Below are 19,397 nucleotides of genomic sequence, written 5' to 3'. Positions count from 1 at the left end.
TGTCTTAAATTCATACTGATGCTGCGTGCGATATTAAGAATCTCCACTAGACTTTTCAGGTGTCAACGATATGACTGGCGCTGCGTTATTACAGACGCAGCTTTTTAATCAATGAGGCTATCTTATGACAGTGAAAACGTTAAACGATCTGTTCATCCATGACTTATCCGATGTATACAGCGCTGAGAAGCAGATAACCCGTGCATTGCCTAAAATGGCGCGTGCAGCCAGTGACGAAAATCTTATCGCTGCGTTTAATCAGCATCTGGAAGAGACCCGTGCTCAGATTGAACGACTCGACGAACTGGTGGAAGTAACACCTGAAGTCAAAATCAAACGAATGAAATGCCATGCGCTGGAAGGTCTGGTTGAAGAAGCGCAGGAAATTATCGACTCGGTCGAGAAAGGCGAGATTCGCGATCAGGGGCTGATCGGTGCGGCGCAGAAAGTTGAGCACTATGAGATTGCCACCTACGGTACGCTGCATGCGCTGGCGCTGAAGCTGGGTTACACCAAAGCCGCGCAGCTGCTGGAAGAAACCCTGAATGAAGAGAAGCAAACGGATGAGAAGCTCACCTCGGTAGCTGAGTCTATTACCGTCTCTTAAGGAGCAACACATGACTGCGATTGAACATTATCACGACTGGCTGCGCGATGCGCATGCGATGGAAAAACAAGCAGAAAGCATGCTGAGCAAGATGTCAGGTCGTCTTGAACACTATCCGGCGCTGGAACAGCGTCTGGCGCAACATCTGGATGAAACTAAACATCAGCTGACTCTGCTGGAACAGCTGCTCGACAGCCACGGTATCGATCACTCTGTAATGAAAGATGCGATAGGCAAAATGGCAGCCACCGGCCAGGCCGTGGGCGGCATGTTTAACTCAGATGAAGTGGTGAAGGGCGCCATCAGTGGCTATGTATTCGAGAATGCCGAGATCGCCAGCTACACCAGCCTGATCGCTGCGGCTGAGCAGGTTGGTGATGCGCAGGGCGTACGCATACTGAATGAGATCCGCGATCAGGAAGTGGCGATGGCGGAGTGGCTGCTGCAGCACCTGCCTGAAGTGACACAGCAGTTCCTGCAACGTGCGTCACAACCAGGCACTGAAGCGAAGAAGTAGCGCTGAATAGCCTGCATGAAACATGAAAAAGCCGGGATAACCCGGCTTTTTGCGTTTTAAAGGTTTACCGGCTGCGCTACTCAGTCAGCCATTAAATGCCCATACATCGTCATCAGCTTACGTGTGACGCCGTTAGTCCAGCCGAATCCATCCTGTAACGGATACTCACCACCGCCACCAGGACGGGCGCGCTCGCCGCTGATGTCATACTTCTCTACCAGCTTATGGTGCAACTGATAGAAGTTGTTGACCGTGTTGAGCCAGTTCACTGCCACTTCAGTCGCCAGCGTCTCTTCACCGTAATTATTCAGGCCAACAACCGCCATCCACTGCATCGGTGCCCAGCCGTTGGGTCGATCCCACTGCTCACCGCTTTCCACCATTGAGGTCAGCAGGCCGCCGTTGCTCAATAGCAGATGGCGCAGCGAGATCGATTGCAGGTGCGCCTGATGCGGCGTCGCAAGACCGACAAATAGCGGAACCACGGAGGCGACGGTAAAGGCACCGAAACGCTCCCGACGCCAGTCGTAGTCACGGAACACACCGGCGGTGCTGTCCCAGAGATAACGGGTAATCGCACGCTTGCGCGCTTCCGCTTTTTTCTGCCAGGCCAGCGCGGTCAGCTCTTCGCCTTTCGCGTGCGACAGGGTGGCGATCATCAGCTCCAGCTTGTACAGGAACGAGTTCAGATCGATAGGAATAAACTGCGTGGTACGGATGCTCGACAGCCGTTTCGGGTTACGCAGCCAGCGCGAGGAGTAATCCCAGCCCGATTCCGCTCCGGCACGCAGGTCACGATACACTTCGCTGGCCGGACGTTTCGATTCGCGGGCGGTTTCCACATCTTCAATCCACGACTCATCACGCGGCGTATCGCGGTCATCCCAGTAGCGGTTCAGCAGTGAGCCGTTTGGCATCCGCACTACGTGACGATAAGCCTGGTTCGGCATCAGTGAACCAGCACCGTCCATCCAGAACTGATACTCCTTCATCAGCTGTTCCTGATAGCGCTTAGCACCGCGCACGCCATCTTCTTCGAACAGCTCAACCATCAGGGCAAACACCGGTGGCTGCGAGCGGCTGAGATAATAGGTACGGTTGCCGTTTGGCACATGACCGTAGTTATCGATCAACCAGGCAAAGTTATCCGCCATGTGACGCAGCAGATCGTCACGGCCCGATTCTGCCAGGCCGAGCATGGTGAAGTAAGAATCCCAGTAGTAGGTTTCGCCAAAACGTCCGCCCGGCACCACATAGGGTTTGGGTAATGGCAGCAGCGATGAGTGCGGCATATGCTGCTGCGGCATTTTGGTCAGAACCGGCCACAGGTCGTCGATATGCTCATTGAGCGTTTTATCCGGGTTGGAGACATAAAAGCTTTCGTTTACGCCAGGCAGATAAAAGTGATCGGCGACAAAACGCGACAGGTCAAAATCACTGCTGCGTTTCTGTCGACGATAGCGCATCAGCACATCCAGCGGATCGTACTTGGGCGAACAGTCGGGGAAGGTTTTGCTGTCCTCGAAAATCCGCGACATCTGAACATGTTCAAACAGTTCCAGATAACGATCGGCAGGGGTCAGCGCATCCGGCGCCGGCAAGCCTTCAATCAGCTCCGGCTCCGGTTCAGAATCCTGCATGCGATCCAGCTTCAGTTCATGGGGATCGTATTGATACTCAACTTCCGCCCCGGCACGAACCTCTTCAAGTGCATTTTGTTGCTGGCGATGGGTATTAATAACGGCCTCCTGAGCGGTCGTGGTTGCACAAAGGACAAATTATAGACCTCTCCTCCCCCCGGAACAACAATGCAGAATATCTATGAACGTAATAAATATTGTCGATTAATCGAGGTTTTTGGATAAATTCCAGACAATTCAACCAAATATAGCGCTGTTCACAAAAAACGCATTTCAGATGAATCTCTTAGCGACCTGAATAAAAAAATTTAACCTGAAGAAAACTGGCGTTTATTCACATTTTGTAAAAGAAACCGCAGCCGCAAAGAGTGCAGAAAGTGGCATACCCAACGGGAATTCGGACAGGAGAGTGAGGTGAGCGGACCCGATTGTCCGCTCATGAACGACAGAATTAACGATTTGCCAGCGCCGCGCGAATGACTGCCTGCCAGGTGGTGGTGGGGCGACCGATGAGCTGGCTTAGCTGACGGGAGTCATCGAACAAACCGCCTTTCTCTGCACCGGCATCAGAATCCGCCAGCATTTCCGCCAGACCTTCTGGCAGGCCTGCGTTTTTCAGCGCCGCCGCAAACTCACTCTGAGAGAGATTGACGTAATCAACCTTTTCACCGCTCTGCGCGGCAATCTCCGCAGCAAACTGCGCCAGCGTGTAGCTGTCATCACCTGCCAGTTCATACACTTTGCCCGCCTGATCCTCACGGGTCATTACTTCTGCCGCCGCTTCGGCGTAATCCTGACGCGCTGCTGAGGCGATACGACCTTCGCCTGCTGCGCCAATAAACGCATGATGCGCCAGCGCCGGTGGGATGCTCGCTGCGTAGTTCTCGCTGTACCAGCCGTTACGCAGCAGGGCGAACGGGATGCCAGAGGCTTTCAGCAGCGCTTCTGTTGCGCGGTGTTCAACGCCCAGGCCCAGCGGCGAGGTATCCGCATGCAGCAGGCTGGTGTAAGCGATAAAGCCCACGCCCGCCGCCCGAGCAGCCTCAATGACGGCTTTATGCTGCGCTTCACGCTGGCCCACTTCACTACCGGAGATCAGTAGCAGCTTATCCACGCCTGCAAAAGCGGCCTCCAGCGTCTCTGGCTGACCATAATCGGCCTGACGGACAATGACGCCCAGCGCTGCGAGATCGGCCGCTTTGGCAGGCGTACGGACGGCGGCAATAATTTCTCCCGCCGGGACTTTTTTCAGTAATGCATCAATCACGAAACGGCCCAGCTGGCCGGTGGCACCTGTAACTGCAATCATGTTAATACTCCTGTGGCTGTTGGTGAAATTCAGACTAGTGTATAAACTAATTTTTAGTAAGTACTTACAGAATTGTTAGTTTGAGGTGGATAAGTTAAATGTCTGAAAAAATGAGTGAAAAATTTATCCGCGGCGAACTGCTCAACGTCAACTGCCCGTCACGTGACGTGCTGAAACGCGTAACCAGCCGCTGGAGCGTATTAATTCTGCTGGCCCTGCAGGACCAGACGCTGCGCTTCAGCGCGTTGCGCCGGACGGTCGGTGGCGTCAGCGAGCGGATGCTGGCGCAGAATCTGCGCTACCTGGAAGAAGATGGCTTCGTGCAGCGTATCGCCTACGATGTGGTGCCACCGCACGTGGAATATCGCTTAACCCCGCTTGGACGCGAAGTCGGTGAACAGGTTGTGGGGCTGGCTGACTGGCTGGAGCTGAACCTGAGCCGGATTCTGGCACAGCGCGAAAAATCTGCGGCAGAGTAAAATCACCCTGTATCAGCCGTCATAACGTGACGGCATGGGTATACTCGCTGCAAAATTTCTGACCCCATTTGTCTGTCATCTCACTTCCTGAAAGCGCGATAACGTAACGGCAGCGAAAATAATCCAGTCGATCTTTTCGCACGGTTGCTGGTTATTAAATCGTTTTATGAATCTCTGGCCCGGAATAATCGACTACCCGCAGCGCGCTGTTAATTCATACCTTCTTTTTTGACTCATTTTATTAACATCTCTGATGGCGCTTAAAAGCGCCGTTCTACGTTTTTTCTGTCAGAAGTTATAGCTGCATTAGCCAGGCAAAAGCAAAAAAGCAAACAAAGCGGCAGAGGTAACTATTTACTCTTTTAACCTGTTAAAAAATAAGGGTATTTAATTTGGAGGCTCTAAAATTTGACCTTTACTCAATCAGGGTTTATAACAAAATAGTGCCTGAAAACAGCCTGTTGAAGGCATTTTTCAGGCAAGGTTCGCTTTAGCGCTATCGATTTTTAAAGTACAAATTACCGTAACATTAACGACACATAAACACGCTCTGATTAACCTTTAGGCCTTATTTTTAAATAAATAATTCCCGTCAAAAACAATGATCAGAATCAATAAAGACTGTTATAGTTTTCATTAACCCCACTGTTTCTATTTCCTCGCCGCGAATAGTTTTAAATTTGCGGCGGGAATTTCAATAAGCGCAGAGAACCAGGCGCATCAGGCTTAAGTTGTTAATTATAAGTAAATACATGGTGTTCTATGTGGCAAAGAGGTAAGCAATGTTCGGATTAGATGCCTTTCATCTGGCCAGGATTCAGTTCGCATTTACTGTTTCCTTCCATATTATCTTTCCCGCCATCACCATCGGTCTCGCCAGTTTTCTGGCCGTGCTCGAAGGTATGTGGCTCAAAACCCGCGATCACACCTATCGCGATCTCTACCACTTCTGGTCGAAAATCTTTGCCGTTAACTTCGGGATGGGTGTGGTATCAGGACTGGTCATGGCTTATCAGTTCGGGACGAACTGGAGCGGCTTCTCGGAGTTTGCTGGCAGTATTACCGGTCCGCTGCTGACCTATGAAGTACTGACGGCGTTCTTCCTGGAAGCGGGCTTCCTGGGCGTGATGCTGTTTGGCTGGAATCGCGTGGGTCCCGGGCTGCACTTCTTTGCCACCTGCATGGTCGCCCTCGGTACGCTGATTTCCACCTTCTGGATCCTGGCCTCTAACAGCTGGATGCATACGCCTCAGGGCTACATCATCCAGAATGGCATCGTGGTTCCGCAGGACTGGTTCAAAATCGTCTTTAACCCCTCATTCCCTTATCGCCTGTTCCATATGTCCGTAGCGGCGTTCCTGGCGAGTGCTTTCTTTGTGGGATCGTCGGCGGCCTGGCATCTGCTGAAGGGGAATAACAATCCCGCTATCCGCAAGATGTTCTCAATGGCGTTGTGGATGGCGCTGATTGTCGCGCCGATTCAGGCGATGATTGGTGATGCTCATGGTCTGAATACGCTGGAACACCAGCCTGCCAAAATCGCGGCGATTGAAGGGCACTGGGAAAACCCACCGGGTGAAGCCACACCGCTGATCCTGTTCGGCATCCCCGACATGGAGCAGGAACGTACCAAATATGCGCTGGAGGTGCCTTATCTTGGCAGCCTGATTCTGACGCATAGCCTGGACAAGCAGGTCCCGGCGCTGAAGTCCTTCCCGAAAGAGGACCGGCCTAATTCAACGGTCATCTTCTGGTCCTTCCGCGTGATGGTGGCGCTGGGCCTGCTGATGATTACGCTGGGCGTGGTCAGCCTGTGGCTGCGTTTCAAAGGGCGTCTCTATGAGTCGCGTCCTTTCCTGTGGTTTGCGCTGTTGATGGGGCCCTCGGGTCTGATTGCGATTCTGGCAGGCTGGTTTACCACTGAAATCGGTCGTCAGCCGTGGGTGGTCTATGGCGTGCAGCGCACGATTGATGCGGTCTCGGCACATGGGGATATGCACATGAGCATCAGCCTGCTGGCCTTTATTCTGGTCTACAGCTCGGTGTTCGGCGTGGGGTATCACTACATGATGCGTCTGATTAAGCAGGGACCGGTTACCGGCGAAGGCCATATCACCGAAGAGGGTGGTCCTGGTCAGAAGAAAACCCCGGCGCGTCCGCTTTCCGCTGCCACCTTTAAGGATGGAGACCACTAAGATGATCGATTATTCCGTTATCTGGTTTGCGATTATCGTTTTCGCAACCCTGATGTATATCGTGATGGATGGCTTCGACCTGGGTATTGGTCTGCTGTTCCCGTTCAATAAAGATGCTGGCGAGCGCGACATGATGGTTAACACCGTCGCGCCGGTCTGGGACGGAAATGAAACCTGGCTGGTTCTGGGTGGTGCTGGCCTGTTCGGCGCGTTCCCGCTGGCCTATGCGGTGATTGCCGATGCGCTGTCGATTCCGCTGACCGCTATGCTGATTGGCCTGATTTTCCGTGGTGTCGCCTTTGAGTTCCGCTTCAAGGCCGTAGAAGGCCATCGGGCGTTCTGGGACAAGTCGTTTATTGCCGGTTCAGTCATCGCCACCTTCAGTCAGGGTGTGGCCGTGGGTGCGTTGCTGGATGGTATTCCGGTTGAGGGACGCCGTTTTGCCGGTTCCGCAATGGACTGGCTGGCACCGTTCCCGCTGTTCTGCGGCGTGGGTCTGGTTGTTGCCTACGCGTTGCTGGGCTGCACCTGGCTTATCATGAAGACCGAGAATGAGTTGCACCGTAAAATGTCTGCGCTGGCTACGCCGCTGGTGATTGCGCTGTTAGTGATTATCGGCATCATCAGCCTGTGGACACCGTTTGCGCATGCGGATATCGCGCATCGCTGGTTCAGCAAACCCAACCTGTTCCTGTTCCTGCCGGTTCCGGTATTGGTGCTGCTCTGTTCGTGGGGCATTGTGCGCGCCATTAAGCGCGAGGCGCACTATTCACCGTTCCTGCTGACGCTGGCGCTGATCTTCCTGGGCTTCTCCGGGCTGGGCATCAGTATCTGGCCAAATATTATTCCGCCATCAGTGACCATCTGGGCTGCCGCCTCACCGCCGCAGAGCCAGGCCTTTATGCTGGTGGGTAGCCTGCTGATTATCCCGATGATCCTGGGCTACACCTTCTGGAGCTACTACGTGTTCCGTGGAAAAATCAAAGCAGACGCAGGATATCATTGATATGAAAAGCCTCAGGAGCATGAAAGACCACAATCACAATGAAGAAACGAAAGCGCCATGGTGGAAGCGTGTGATGTGGCTGGTGTTTATCTATGCCGCCAGCGTACTTGCGCTAGGCGTTGTCGCCTCGCTGTTCCGCATGATGATGACAGCGGCCGGAATGCGCAGTCATTAGTTGTCGCAGGCTCCGTCTTACAGCTATCCGGCGCAGTTTTTATCAATAATCAGAAGGCTGACGACAGTCAGCCTTTTTTAGTTAGTAACCTAAGCAATTAATGCGGAAACGCCCTGAACGGGCGCGCAATGCTTACCCTTTCCTTACACCGATTTGCGATTTTTGTTATTCTTTTGTAACTGAAATCCCAGTCCTAACCCGCGTCGTAAATCGCCATCATGCTCAGTCAGGCCATTAAAAAACAGCACATCAACGATCTGGTCGAGTGGATTGAAGCCAATCTCACCGACGATCTTAATATCGATCAGATTACCCTCAAGTCAGGTTATTCCAAATGGCACATGCAGCGCATGTTTAAGGAGATGACCGGACAGACCCTGGCGGCTTACACCCGTAAACGGCGTCTGACGATGGCCGCTATGGCGCTGCGTCTGACGCGCATGACGCTGATCGATATCGCCGTACGTTTTGGTTTTGATAACCAGCAAAATTTTACCCGGGTATTCAAAGGTCACTTTTCGCTGACGCCTGGTGCGTTTCGCCGTATTCCCCATTTGCCGGTTAAAAACTTCCATGGCCGCATTCTGGTGCGATCGCTGGCAGAGCGTGCAACGCTGGTGGAGCGTGAGGAAGAGCTGCATCTGTGCGGAGAAACGCTGGAGTGGGAGTGTAAGTTTGGCGATTACATTGCCGATCGCGATCACCGGGTGGCTGAACAGGCGCGGCAACTGGTGGCGCTGGCGGGCGGCCGCGTGTCGCAGGGCTGGTTAGGCTTTCAGTATGGCCCGGGCCATAGCTCTGCTGATCAGCAAAATATCAGCCTGTTTCAGGCGCTGGAGCCGCAACATGCCGGGCTGCTGGGTGACAACACCGCCAGCTGGAGCGAGGTTAGTGGACTCTATGCGTCGATCCGCTGGAGCGGCAGCCCGGAGCAGCTGACACGCTTTATCGAGGATATCTACTATCAGCATCTGCCAGCACTGGGTGTATCGCGTCGTCCAGGTAAAGATCTGCTGCGTCTCGATTTTGCGCACTGTAAGCCTGACTGGCTGAGCGGCGTTTTTTCTATTCCGGTGATGCAGGCGTAGCCAGCAGGGCAGGGTGTGTGGCTCCCGACCCTGTTAATGCATAATTCGTGCGGTAAACCGTGACAAACCGCACGATTTTATAAAATAACTCGCCGTTCTGGCGTAAAATCCTCTCCCGAAACCCTGCCATGCCTGAATCATCGTGCATCTGTGCCAGGGCTGGAATATTTACCTGCATTTCAGGCCTTTTCTGGTCAAAAAAACAAACGAAGACAACTATGCGACGCTTAATGATTTCACTGATCCTGGCATTGCCTGTCATGGCGATGGCACAACAGGCTGAACCTTTTTCACCTCCTGCCGGACTGCATCCGCACTCTCAGGCCACCCAGCATGAAATTCTGGGTGATGGTGAGCTGCCGGAACACACCAGCAGCAATCCTTCCCTCTCAGGATTCAACGACACACTGTAAGTGGTCACGCGCTGCCAGAATGTGCGGCGCAACATCATGCCCGACTCGTCAGGAGCCGGACAGTTTCCGCCTTCTCTGCCTGCCCCCGTAAACACGCCGCACCTGCTGCTTACCTCTCTCTGAACGCTCTTATCAGGGCCGCTCTTCGTCTGCACTACGCACACCCGTACAGGCATAAAATATATCTTAAGCCGCTGGATCGCATTTTTCGTTCTTGTAGTGAAGATATATCATAGCTAATCTTGGCACTTCAGGTGAGAATGATTGTTATTCCATTATTGTCAGCATGCCCTTGAGTCACGGGCATCCATCCCGTTTCAGGAGAGAAATTTTGCCTGTATCAGCCGATCAGCGTGTACCACAGCGCGTCCGTAATGAATTGCGTTTCCGTCATATCCAGGTCGCGAGTAAAACTAACATTGCCGGTAAATTCTGGCGTATCCGGTTCAGCGGCAGCGATCTGGCGGGTTTTACGTCGCCAGGCTTTGATGACCACATTAAGGTTTTCTTCCCTTCCGCTGAAGGAGCCACACTGGCTCTGCCACAAATCACCGATGCGGGGATTGTCTGGCCCGAAGGGCTGCGTCCGCAGGCGCGTGATTACACACCGCTGGAATTCGATGGTGAATCTTCACTGACCCTCGATTTCTATATTCATGAGCAGGGCGTAGCCAGTGACTGGGCAACTCAGGCGCAGCCTGGCGATCGGTTGATTGTCGGCGGGCCACGCGGCTCGCTGGTGGTGCCGACCGATTACGCATTCCAGCTCTATGTCTGTGATGAAACCGGGCTGCCGGCTTTTGCGCGCCGTCAGCGTGACGCCCGGGCGCAGGCGCTGCATCTCTATGCCTTTACCGATGAAGCGACAGGCCGCGACTATTTATCTGATACGGCTGATGTGACGACAAACTGGCTCGGCAGCGGCCAGATGCAGAAAGCGCAGCTCAGCCAGCTGATTGCCCGGCTGGATCAGATCACTATCCCGACGGAAGATTACTTTGTCTGGCTGACCGGCGAAGGTGAGTTTGTTAAATCGCTGTGTGACTACTTTACGGTGCAGCGCGGCCTCAACAGTGACTTCGTACGGGCGGTGGCCTACTGGCACCAGAAGTAAGCCGCTAAGGCAATTGAGTTTTGCCAGGCGGCGCACTACCATCAATCCCACTTTTTCGCAGCAGGGCAGGCCATGAAACAGCATCCGACTTCCACTTCATCTGACGATCAGACTGCGCGCGCAGGCAGTTGCAGCGGACGGCGCAAGCGACGTGAAAAGATGCTGGAAGCGAGTGAGATTCGCCTGCTGATGCTCCATTTCCTGGCGCAGAATGCTGCGCACGGCTATGAGCTGATCAAGTCTGTTGAGGAGCTGTCAAAGGGAGAGTATTCGCCCAGTCCGGGGATCATTTACCCCAACCTGACGCTGCTGGAAGAGATGGAGGCGATTCAGGTGGTGGATGCGCAGGCAACGCGTAAAGCCTACCGCCTGACGGCAGCGGGAGAGGCGCATCTGGCAGAGAACCGTGAAACGGTCAGCAGCCTGATTACACGTCTCTCTACGCTGGCGATTCTGGTCAATAACCGCAGCATTCCTGCTGTTGAGCAGGCGATTCATGGGCTGAAGGTCGCGCTGAACCGGCGGCTTGCGCAGGAAGATATCTCAGAAGCCGCGCTGCAGACGCTGATTAAAGCGCTGCACGACGCGGCAGAAAAAATCACCCTCAGCTAATCGCGGAGTTAGCTGACTTCAGTTTTGTGTTTGTCGATGTGGCCCAGCGTACGATCCGGGAAGCAGATGTCCCGTACACGCTGTTTCAGCGTGGTCGCATCCGGGAAGCCACCATCCCGCTTACGTTCCCACAGCAGATGCTCATCCAGCGTAATCTCAAAGATACCTCCGGTGCCCGGTTTCAGCGTCACCTCCGCCAGATCCTCAGCGAACGTATGCAGAAGTTCCTGTGCCATCCACGCTGACCGCATCAGCCAGTTGCATTGCATACAGTAGTGAATAACAACCACAGGTTTTTGCGCCATAACTCTATTCCTTTACGTGTTGATAAATGCCAATGCATTCGGGTTAACAATTTGTGCGCTGTGGTTTATATCTAAATGTAAATAAGATTGATAATGATTATCAGTTGCATTAAATTCCGGGCGATAATTACTACACCAGCCTGATGTTCTGACTTTTCACGGCTTTTATGCGGAGCCGTTTTACTGTTGCCAGTAAGCAAGTGAGCGAATACTAACAATTAATCAGGTAATTCGCGCCTATGTCACCACGTTTTCGGAGATTGACGCAACCGCGTCTGACTCAACTGGCGTTGCTCGCCACCTTCATCAATACCACCTGCACTTATGCTGCGGGCAGTGAATCTGCCACCCTAGCCCTTTCTGACCGCTATGGCAGCAGTGCCGAACCGGTAATGACGGTGACGGCACCGGAAATCAAAAAAACGGCAGGCAGTAAAACCTCGCTCTCTGCCAGCGATCTGCAACAGCGTGGTGCCACTGACTTTGGATCGATCATGCGCTATGAACCGCTGATCAGTGCTACCGGTACCCGTGGCGGTTCATCAGCCGGTAAGAGCGGTTTTGATCGGGCCGGTTATACCGGCTACAACATTCGTGGCCTCGAAAGCAACCGCGTCGGTCTGGATGTGGACGGCATTCCGTTGCCGCAGGCCACTGGCCGCAGCTATGTAGGACGCGCAGGTCTCGACAGCTTTGGCATTGGCCGCGATTACATCGATCCTTATATGTTTGGCCGTATTGAGATTGAGAAGGGCGCCACAGCAGTGGAACAGCCGAACACCTCGATTGGCGGCAATGTCTCGTTCCGTAATAAGTCTCCCGACGATTACCTGCATCCCGGAAAAGCGACCGCGTTCAGTTATCAGAGCGACTATGACTCATCCAGTCGCAGCTGGCATAACGGCATCACCGCCGCTGCCGGTGACGATGAACTGCGTGGCATCTTTGTTTACAGCCGCCGCGACGGTCAGCAGACCCGTAATAACAGCGGCACGCTGGATGCGTATCCCGCTAACTGGCACTCCGACGCCTTTATGACCTCCGGCATCTGGCAGCCCAATGATGCTCACAAGCTCAGCGCTACGGTCGATTACTATCACAAAACCCACCACAGCCATTACGACAGCTGGAGCACTTCAGGCAATACAGTCTGGGGGACGGCACAGCAGCAGAGTGATACCCGCCGCTGGGGCATCAGCCTGGCGGATGAGTACACCCCTTACAATGACCTGATCGACAGCCTGACGACCCGCGTTTACTGGCAGCAGACCCAGGCGCATGACAACACCCGCATGCCGTCGAGTGCCACCGCCAGGCAAACCGTCTATTCCGACTACAACAGCGACAGCTACGGTTTTGACACCCGCGCGCTTAAAAGCGTCGGGCGACATGAACTGAGTGCCGGGCTGAATGCGCGCCTGGTGGATACTGAGCGACCTTTCCGTCAGTCACCGCCAGCCAGTGCTTTTACTGCGATCATGCAGCCGCAGGCTAACAGTCGCAGCTACAGCGTGGGTGGTTATCTGCAGGATACCATCAGCTTCGATGCTGACGGACATCGGGCGGCCATCGTGCCAGGCGCGCGCGTGGCCTATCAGAACACCCGACCGCGTGATGTGGCGACGCTGACCACGAACAGTAGCGTGCTCGACGCCAGCGAAGTTTCAGCGCTCTATGGATCGCCAAACAGCGACACGCAGGTATTGCCGTCGATCGCCTTCCAGTACGATCTGACACCGAAGCTGATGACTTATCTGCAATATACCCGTGGCGCGCAGTTCCCCAACGATACCCAGCTTTATGGTTCATGGAACCTTGGCTCCAGCTATGCCGGCACCGCGCAGTATGCGCTGATTGGTAATGCAGATCTGAAAACCGAAACCAGCAACAACTACGAGTGGGGTGTAAAAGGAGAGGTGGCAAAAAGGCGTCACGCTTAACGCTGCCGCTTTTTATAACGACTATAAAAACTTTATTGCCTTTACCCGCTACAGCCGGGCGGCTAATCCGGGTCAGTTCGTCAATGTGCCTGCCAACATTTACACCACCTATCAGGCGGAGAACCGCGATAAAGCCTACATCTACGGGGCTGAAATCAGCAGTAAAGTGAACTTCGGCAGCTGGTTCAGCGAGGTCGAGGGTCTTAGCGCCAATCTGGCGTTTGGTTACACGCAGGGCGCGGCAAAGTCGAGCTACCTTGGTGACCGCTACATCGACCTTGAGAGTGTTGCCCCGATGAAAGCGATCGTCGGACTCGCCTGGGATGATGAGGCGCGCGGCTACGGTGCCGCCGTTACCGCTACCTTTGTCAAAGGTAAGCAAGCCAGTGCGACTAACCGCGAAAGCTTCGCTAACAACGGCAGCAGCCTGGCCGACTCCAGCACCGATTACATGCGGGTGCCGGGTTATGGCATGGTGGATATGACCGCTTACTGGCGTGTCGCGCACAACGTCAGGCTGAGTGGCGGGCTTTACAACATAACCGATCGCAAATACCGGGATTACCTCAGCAGCCGTGAACTGACCAGCGCCACTCAGCAGGAGCGCAACGATCAGGCGCTGGCCGTGATGCCGGGCCGTACTTTCCAGTTAGGTGTTAACGTCGATTTTTGATAGCCGTCGCCCTGCGCTGATGCAGGGCACTACTAAGAGAGCCTGAGTCATGAACCCGATTTATCAGCACTATCTTGTCCTTAAAGGTGAACAACCGAAGAAATATGCCCGCGACCTGGCCACGCTGATCGGCATCAGCGAAGCGGAATTGTGTGAAGCGCGCATCGGCGTTGATGCCGTGGCGCTGAAACGCGATTTTCCGGCGTTGCTGAAGGCACTGGGCGCAGTCGGCGAAACCAAAAACATTACCCGTAACGCTTATGCGGTACATGAACATCTGGGTGAATACCACAATGTGCAGATTGGCGCGCATGGTGGCCTGGTGCTTAATCCCCGTGCGCTCGATCTGCGCCTGTTCGTCGGTCAGTGGTGCAGCGCCTTTGCTCTGCAGGAGCCGACCGGGCAGGGCGTTCGTCACAGCATTCAGATTTTTGATCGTCATGGCGATGCGGTGCTGAAAGTTTACGCCACGGAGCAGACCAACATGGCAGTGTGGCAGACGCTGATCGCCGACTTTACCGACGCCGTGGCGACGCCGCTCGTGGTTGAGCCGGTTGCCGCTGCTCCCCTGACGGAGGCGATTGATGCCACCGCCATCGACCGTGAATGGCGCGCCATGACCGATGTTCATCAGTTTTTCGCGTTGCTGAAGCGCCACCAGGTGTCACGGCCGCAGGCCTTTCGCGCGGTGGGTGAGGATCTCGCCTGGCAGACCGGCAACGACGCGCTTGAGCGCCTGCTACAGATGGCACAGCAGGCGGGCAATGAAATTATGATTTTTGTCGGCAACCGTGGCTGTACTCAGATTTTCACCGGAAGGGTAGAGAAGCTGCAGCCAGTGGAAAACTGGCTCAACATCTTCAATCCGAAGTTCACGCTGCATCTGATGGCTGATCAGATCTGCGAAAGCTGGGTAACACGCAAGCCAACGGGTGATGGCTTTGTTACCAGCCTGGAACTGTTCGCCGCCGACGGCACGCAGATCGCCCAGCTCTACGGTCAGCGCACGGAAGGTACGCCAGAGCAGTCACGCTGGCGCGAGCAGATTGGCGCACTCCGCACGCCGGGAGCGGCGGCATGAAAAGAGCGATGCTGTTATGGCTGCTGATGACGCTGCCATCACTGGCGGCGGAGCGGGTGGTGTCGATTGGCGGTGACGTTACTCAGATTATCTATGCGCTGGATGCCCAGTCACAGCTGGTGGCGCGCGACAGCACCAGTCTGCGTCCGGCGCAGGCCGCCCGACTGCCGGACGTGGGTTATATGCGTCAGCTCAACGCCGAAGGCATTCTGGCACTGAAACCGACGCTGGTGATCGCCAGCGCGCAGGCGCAACCGTCGCTGGTGCTGCAACAGATTGCCCGCGCGGGCGTCAGGGTGGTCACGGTCAGCGGCGACAGCAGCCTGCAGGCAATTCCGCAGAAAATTATCACTGTGGGCCAGGCGCTGCAGCGTGAAAGCGAAGCTCAGGCACTGGCGCAGCAAATGACGCAGCAGATTCGCCAGTTGCCGCAGCAACCGCTGCCGGTAAAAGTGCTCTACATCATGGCCAACAGCGGCATGAAGTCGATGGCGGCTGGAAATCAGACTGCGGCCGATGGCGCCATTCGCAGCGCCGGGCTGGAGAATGCTATGGGCTCGGTGCCGCACTATCAGGCACTGTCGCAGGAAGGGGTGATCGCCGCCGCGCCGGATCTGGTTGTAATAGGCGAGGATGGCCTGAAAACCCTGGGCGGCGAAGCGCAGCTGTGGCAGTTACCGGGTCTGGCGCTGACGCCTGCCGGGCAACAGCATCGTCTGCTGGTGATCGACACCATGGCACTGCTGGGGTTTGGTCTTGATACGCCGCGGGCAATCGTGAAATTGCGTCAGGCGGCGGAATCGCTGAACCATGATTAAGGATAATGCGCTGCGCGGCCTGGTGCTGATGCTGATCTTCCTGCTGGTGGCGATGGTGCTGGCGGCAAATCTGGGGGGCGATGTCGCTTTCAGTGCGGGCGCTGTGGCAGGCACCGCTCAGCGATCTTATCTGGCAGATCTGGCTGGATATCCGTCTGCCGCGCGTGCTGCTGGCGGTGGTGATGGGCATGGCGCTGGCAGTCTCTGGCGCAGTGATGCAGGGTGTTTTTCGTAACCCACTGGCCGATCCCGGTTTGCTGGGGATCAGCAGCGGGGCGGGACTGGCGGTGGCGCTGGCAATCATTATTCCGCTGGCGTTGCCGGCACCGCTGGCATTGTGGCTACCGATGATCGCCGCGTTTATCGGCAGTCTGCTGGTTACACTGCTGATCTTCAGTTTCAGTCGGCTGGCGCGCGGCAATCTTTCGCGGCTGTTGCTGGTCGGCATTGCGATTAATGCGTTGTGCGGGGCGGCGGTAGGCGTGCTGTCATGGCTGAGCAACGACCAGCAGCTGCGCCAGCTGTCGCTGTGGGGCATGGGAAGCCTCAGCCAGGCACAGTGGCCTGCACTGCTGATCTGCCTGCTGCTGATTCTGCCAGCCTTGCTGCTGTTACAGACCCGTGCCCGCCACCTTAACCTGCTGCAGTCGGGTGAAGAGGATGCGCACTACATGGGAGTTGATGTGAAGCGTACTCAGCATCAGCTGCTGATCCTCAGTGCGTTGCTGGTCGGTACGGCGGTCTCGGTCAGCGGCGTGATCGGCTTCGTCGGACTGGTGGTGCCACACGTGATGCGTTTTTGCCTTGGCGGCGATCACCGCTGGCTGCTGCCCGGCTCAGCGCTGGCGGGGGCGATTCTGCTGCTGCTGGCCGATACGCTGGCGCGCACTCTGGTGGTTCCGGCCGAGATGCCGGTGGGGCTGCTGACCAGCCTGATTGGCGGTCCGTGGTTTCTCTGGCTGATTCTGCGTCAACAGCGAGGGCTGGAGTGATGGACATTTTACAGGCCAGGGGATTGTGTCTCGCGCGCGGCGGCAAAACCGTTATCGATAATCTCGACGTCACGCTGTCAGGTGGCGAGCTGGTGGCGCTGATTGGCCCCAACGGCGCGGGTAAGTCGACGCTACTGCGGATGCTGACGGGATTTCTGTCGCCCGATCGGGGCGAGTGCTGGCTGGGCGATCGACGGCTGACGGCATGGCCGCGTGAGCAGCTGGCACGACGCCGGGCAGTGATGCGCCAGCAGAACAACCTGACGTTTGCACAGTCTGCGCAGTCGGTCGTGGCGATGGGCCGTGCGCCCTGGCCGGAGGCGCAGACGTCGCAGATTGTGGCTGAGGTTATGCGGCTGACCGGTTGTGAAGGGTTGGCGCAGCGCGATTACCGCCAGCTCTCTGGCGGTGAACAACAACGGGTGCAGCTGGCGCGGGTGCTGGCACAGCTCTGGCATGAGGGAAGACCACGCGGCTGGCTGTTTCTGGATGAGCCGACTTCGGCGCTGGATCTCTTCTGGCAGCAGCAAACCCTGCGTTTACTACGCCAGCTGACGCGCGCAGGAGATCTCACCGTCTGTACCGTGTTACATGACCTTAATCAGGCCTCATTATGGGCCGATCGCATACTGCTGCTGCACGCAGGCCGACTGGTGGCACAAGGCTCACCGCAGACGGTGATGACGGAAGCGACGCTGACGCGCTGGTACCAGGCCGATCTGCAGGTAGTGGCGCATACCGGGAGTGGACAGCCGCATATCCAGCTGCGTATTTAGACCGTTTCGCTTTAAAAACATCGCCTTGCGCGGTTTTATTCGCTGATTTTGCGCTATACCTGGAGTTCCGGACAGATTCAAGGAGACCATAATGGCAAAATCATTAGATCAGACCGCTGAGCAACTGGGGAATATTTTACTCTCTTCCGGACTTCATCTGGCGACCGCCGAATCCTGTACCGCCGGGCTGATCAGCATGACGCTGGCCGCGGTGGAAAACAGCGGAGATTTTTATACCAGCGGCTTTGTGACCTACAGCGAAAATGCCAAAATCCGTCTGCTGGGGGTGCGCCCTGACACGCTGAAACAGCATACGGCGGTGAGCGAACAGACGGCGCGGGAGATGGTGCAGGGCGCCTGCGCCCGCTCCGGCGAGCCGGTGGGATTATCCATTACCGGCTATGCCGGACCGGATGGCGGCGAAGATGGTACACCGGCGGGCACCATCTGGTTTGGCTGGGTATTCCCCGACGGCAGAGACGAAGCGGAGTGCCATCAGTTCAGCGGCGATCCGAAATCGGTGATGGAGCAGGGGACACAGTTAGCGCTGGAAGGACTTATAAAACGGCTGCAGCGAGCCGATCGTTAAAGGCGCGAAACGCGCCTTTAAACAGGCTTAGCGACAGTCGACAATCAGACGTCCCTGCACTTTGCCATCCAGCAATGCCTGCGCACCTTCTCTGGCTTCACTTAGCAGGATCACCCGGCTCAGCTTACTGAGCCGTTCGCTATCCATCAGCTCACCGAGTCGTTGCCACGCCTGCTGACGAAGCGGCTTCGGACACATCACGCTATCGACACCGGCCAGCGTAACGCCACGCAAAATAAAGGGTGCGACGCTGGCTGGCAGGTCGAGTCCCTGCGCCATACCACAGGCGGCAACCGCGCCGTCGCGCTGGGTGGCGGCCAGCACATTCGCCAGGGTGTGACTGCCTACGCTGTCTATCGCGGCGGCCCAGCGCTCTTTTGCCAGTGGCTTGCCGGGTTGGGAGAGTTCTTCACGGTCAATGACCGATGCCGCGCCCAGCGTATCAATCAGATAGGCATGGTCGCTGGTGCGCCCGCTGGAAGCGATCACCTGATAACCCAGACGCGCCAGCAGGCTGACGCTATAGCTGCCGACGCCGCCACTGGCACCGGTTACCAGTACCGGCCCCTGTTCAGGTGTAATGCCCTGTTTTTCCAGCGCCATCACGCAGAGCATTGCGGTCAGTCCCGCCGTACCGATTGCCATGGTTTGCAGCGGACTCAGCGTGGCGGGCGGGCGCACCAGCCAGTCGCCACTGACGCTGGCTTTCTGTGCCAGGCCGCCCCACTGTTTTTCGCCCACGCCCCAGCCCGTCAGCAGCGCCACATCATCCTCTTTCCAGTCGGGATGGCGGCTGGCCGTCACCCGGCCAACAAAATCGATACCTGGCACCATCGGGAAGTGGCGCACAATCGGGCCTTTGTTACAGATAGCCAGAGCATCTTTGTAGTTCAGGGATGAGTAGCTGACGTCGAGCGTGACATCGTGGTCAGGCAGTTGAGATTCGGGGAGATCTTTCAGCAGGGAACGGTAACCTTGTTCGTCATTTTCAATGACCAGTGCCTTGAACATGCAGCCTCCGGCAGAGTGGGAAAGAGAAGATCAGTTTACGCCTGGCAGATGCAATGC

18 protein-coding genes and 2 pseudogenes are annotated in these 19,397 nt (G+C 55.8%); 16 read left to right on the top strand and 4 right to left on the bottom strand.

The genetic code is table 11. The features are described 5' to 3' along the window. Positions 1-124 precede the first annotated feature (124 nt). Both JNO11_RS15895 and JNO11_RS15890 read left to right on the top strand, forming a co-directional pair. The gene (locus JNO11_RS15895) at positions 125-607 is read left to right on the top strand and encodes a DUF892 family protein (RefSeq protein WP_033758778.1); all 483 of its coding nucleotides are present in this window, start codon (positions 125-127) and stop codon (positions 605-607) included. Positions 608-617: 10 nt separating this feature from the next. After that, on the top strand, positions 618-1,124 hold the full coding sequence (locus JNO11_RS15890) for a DUF892 family protein (protein WP_064689980.1): 507 nt from the start codon (positions 618-620) through the stop codon (positions 1,122-1,124). Positions 1,125-1,204: 80 nt separating this feature from the next. Here JNO11_RS15890 and treF read toward each other — a convergent pair whose 3' ends face one another. Both treF and JNO11_RS15880 read right to left on the bottom strand, forming a co-directional pair. Next, positions 1,205-2,863 (bottom strand): alpha,alpha-trehalase TreF, encoded by a 1,659-nt coding sequence (gene treF, locus JNO11_RS15885; protein ID WP_045139632.1) that lies wholly within the window; start codon positions 2,861-2,863, stop codon positions 1,205-1,207. 352 nt (positions 2,864-3,215) lie between these two features. Continuing rightward, complete coding sequence (locus JNO11_RS15880; protein WP_050679657.1) at positions 3,216-4,073, bottom strand: SDR family oxidoreductase; 858 nt, start codon at positions 4,071-4,073, stop codon at positions 3,216-3,218. Positions 4,074-4,171: 98 nt separating this feature from the next. Here JNO11_RS15880 and JNO11_RS15875 point away from each other — a divergent pair, with 98 nt between their 5' ends. The 8 genes from JNO11_RS15875 to JNO11_RS15840 all read left to right on the top strand — a co-directional run bounded on the left by JNO11_RS15875 (position 4,172) and on the right by JNO11_RS15840 (position 11,155). After that, the gene (locus JNO11_RS15875) at positions 4,172-4,552 is read left to right on the top strand and encodes a helix-turn-helix domain-containing protein (RefSeq protein WP_010248931.1); all 381 of its coding nucleotides are present in this window, start codon (positions 4,172-4,174) and stop codon (positions 4,550-4,552) included. A 782-nt stretch (positions 4,553-5,334) separates the two neighbouring features. Next, positions 5,335-6,747, top strand: coding sequence for a cytochrome ubiquinol oxidase subunit I (locus JNO11_RS15870; protein ID WP_010671087.1), 1,413 nt, complete (start codon positions 5,335-5,337; stop codon positions 6,745-6,747). A gap of 1 nt (position 6,748) precedes the next feature. Continuing rightward, complete coding sequence (gene cydB / locus JNO11_RS15865) at positions 6,749-7,753, top strand: cytochrome d ubiquinol oxidase subunit II (protein ID WP_010248926.1); 1,005 nt, start codon at positions 6,749-6,751, stop codon at positions 7,751-7,753. 1 nt (position 7,754) lies between these two features. Continuing rightward, positions 7,755-7,928, top strand: coding sequence for a DUF2474 domain-containing protein (locus tag JNO11_RS15860; protein WP_325177482.1), 174 nt, complete (start codon positions 7,755-7,757; stop codon positions 7,926-7,928). A 218-nt stretch (positions 7,929-8,146) separates the two neighbouring features. Then, positions 8,147-9,016: a helix-turn-helix domain-containing protein gene (locus JNO11_RS15855; protein ID WP_010671085.1), complete on the top strand. Its 870-nt coding sequence runs from the start codon at positions 8,147-8,149 to the stop codon at positions 9,014-9,016. A 218-nt stretch (positions 9,017-9,234) separates the two neighbouring features. Continuing rightward, positions 9,235-9,429 carry a hypothetical protein gene (locus tag JNO11_RS15850; RefSeq protein ID WP_010671084.1) on the top strand — a complete coding sequence of 65 codons (195 nt, stop codon included), beginning with the start codon at positions 9,235-9,237 and terminating at the stop codon, positions 9,427-9,429. Between the two features lie 331 nt (positions 9,430-9,760). After that, complete coding sequence (locus tag JNO11_RS15845) at positions 9,761-10,543, top strand: siderophore-interacting protein (protein ID WP_033785619.1); 783 nt, start codon at positions 9,761-9,763, stop codon at positions 10,541-10,543. Between the two features lie 72 nt (positions 10,544-10,615). Beyond that, positions 10,616-11,155, top strand: coding sequence for a PadR family transcriptional regulator (locus JNO11_RS15840; protein WP_010248915.1), 540 nt, complete (start codon positions 10,616-10,618; stop codon positions 11,153-11,155). Between the two features lie 8 nt (positions 11,156-11,163). Here JNO11_RS15840 and JNO11_RS15835 read toward each other — a convergent pair whose 3' ends face one another. Continuing rightward, positions 11,164-11,460, bottom strand: coding sequence for a SelT/SelW/SelH family protein (locus JNO11_RS15835; RefSeq protein WP_010248912.1), 297 nt, complete (start codon positions 11,458-11,460; stop codon positions 11,164-11,166). Positions 11,461-11,699: 239 nt separating this feature from the next. Here JNO11_RS15835 and JNO11_RS15830 point away from each other — a divergent pair. The 6 genes and pseudogenes from JNO11_RS15830 to JNO11_RS15805 all read left to right on the top strand — a co-directional run bounded on the left by JNO11_RS15830 (position 11,700) and on the right by JNO11_RS15805 (position 18,329). After that, a pseudogene (locus JNO11_RS15830) lies at positions 11,700-14,073 on the top strand (TonB-dependent receptor). Between the two features lie 49 nt (positions 14,074-14,122). Then, positions 14,123-15,154 carry a hemin-degrading factor gene (locus JNO11_RS15825; protein ID WP_033785621.1) on the top strand — a complete coding sequence of 344 codons (1,032 nt, stop codon included), beginning with the start codon at positions 14,123-14,125 and terminating at the stop codon, positions 15,152-15,154. After that, positions 15,151-15,972, top strand: coding sequence for a hemin ABC transporter substrate-binding protein (locus tag JNO11_RS15820; protein ID WP_033772557.1), 822 nt, complete (start codon positions 15,151-15,153; stop codon positions 15,970-15,972). Before JNO11_RS15825 ends, JNO11_RS15820 begins: the two co-directional genes overlap by 4 nt. After that, a pseudogene (locus JNO11_RS15815) lies at positions 15,965-16,964 on the top strand (iron ABC transporter permease). Before JNO11_RS15820 ends, JNO11_RS15815 begins: the two are co-directional and overlap by 8 nt. After that, positions 16,964-17,740 carry a heme ABC transporter ATP-binding protein gene (locus tag JNO11_RS15810; protein ID WP_080760117.1) on the top strand — a complete coding sequence of 259 codons (777 nt, stop codon included), beginning with the start codon at positions 16,964-16,966 and terminating at the stop codon, positions 17,738-17,740. The pseudogene JNO11_RS15815 and the gene JNO11_RS15810 overlap by 1 nt, the downstream one beginning before the upstream one ends. A 91-nt stretch (positions 17,741-17,831) precedes the next feature. Then, a complete protein-coding gene (locus tag JNO11_RS15805; RefSeq protein WP_325177481.1) occupies positions 17,832-18,329 on the top strand; it encodes a CinA family protein in 498 nt (165 codons plus the stop codon). Positions 18,330-18,356: 27 nt separating this feature from the next. On the opposite strand, the gene JNO11_RS15800 is transcribed toward JNO11_RS15805, so the two are convergent. Next, positions 18,357-19,340, bottom strand: coding sequence for an MDR family oxidoreductase (locus JNO11_RS15800; protein ID WP_033769894.1), 984 nt, complete (start codon positions 19,338-19,340; stop codon positions 18,357-18,359). Between the last annotated feature and the right edge of the window lie 57 nt (positions 19,341-19,397).

The sequence above is a fragment of the Pantoea sp. 1B4 genome (genome assembly GCF_016925765.1).
GTDB classification, from domain to species: Bacteria; Pseudomonadota; Gammaproteobacteria; order Enterobacterales; family Enterobacteriaceae; genus Pantoea; species Pantoea agglomerans.
The sequence above is the reverse complement of the archived record's forward strand: the minus strand, read 5'-3'. Positions and strand labels throughout refer to the sequence as shown.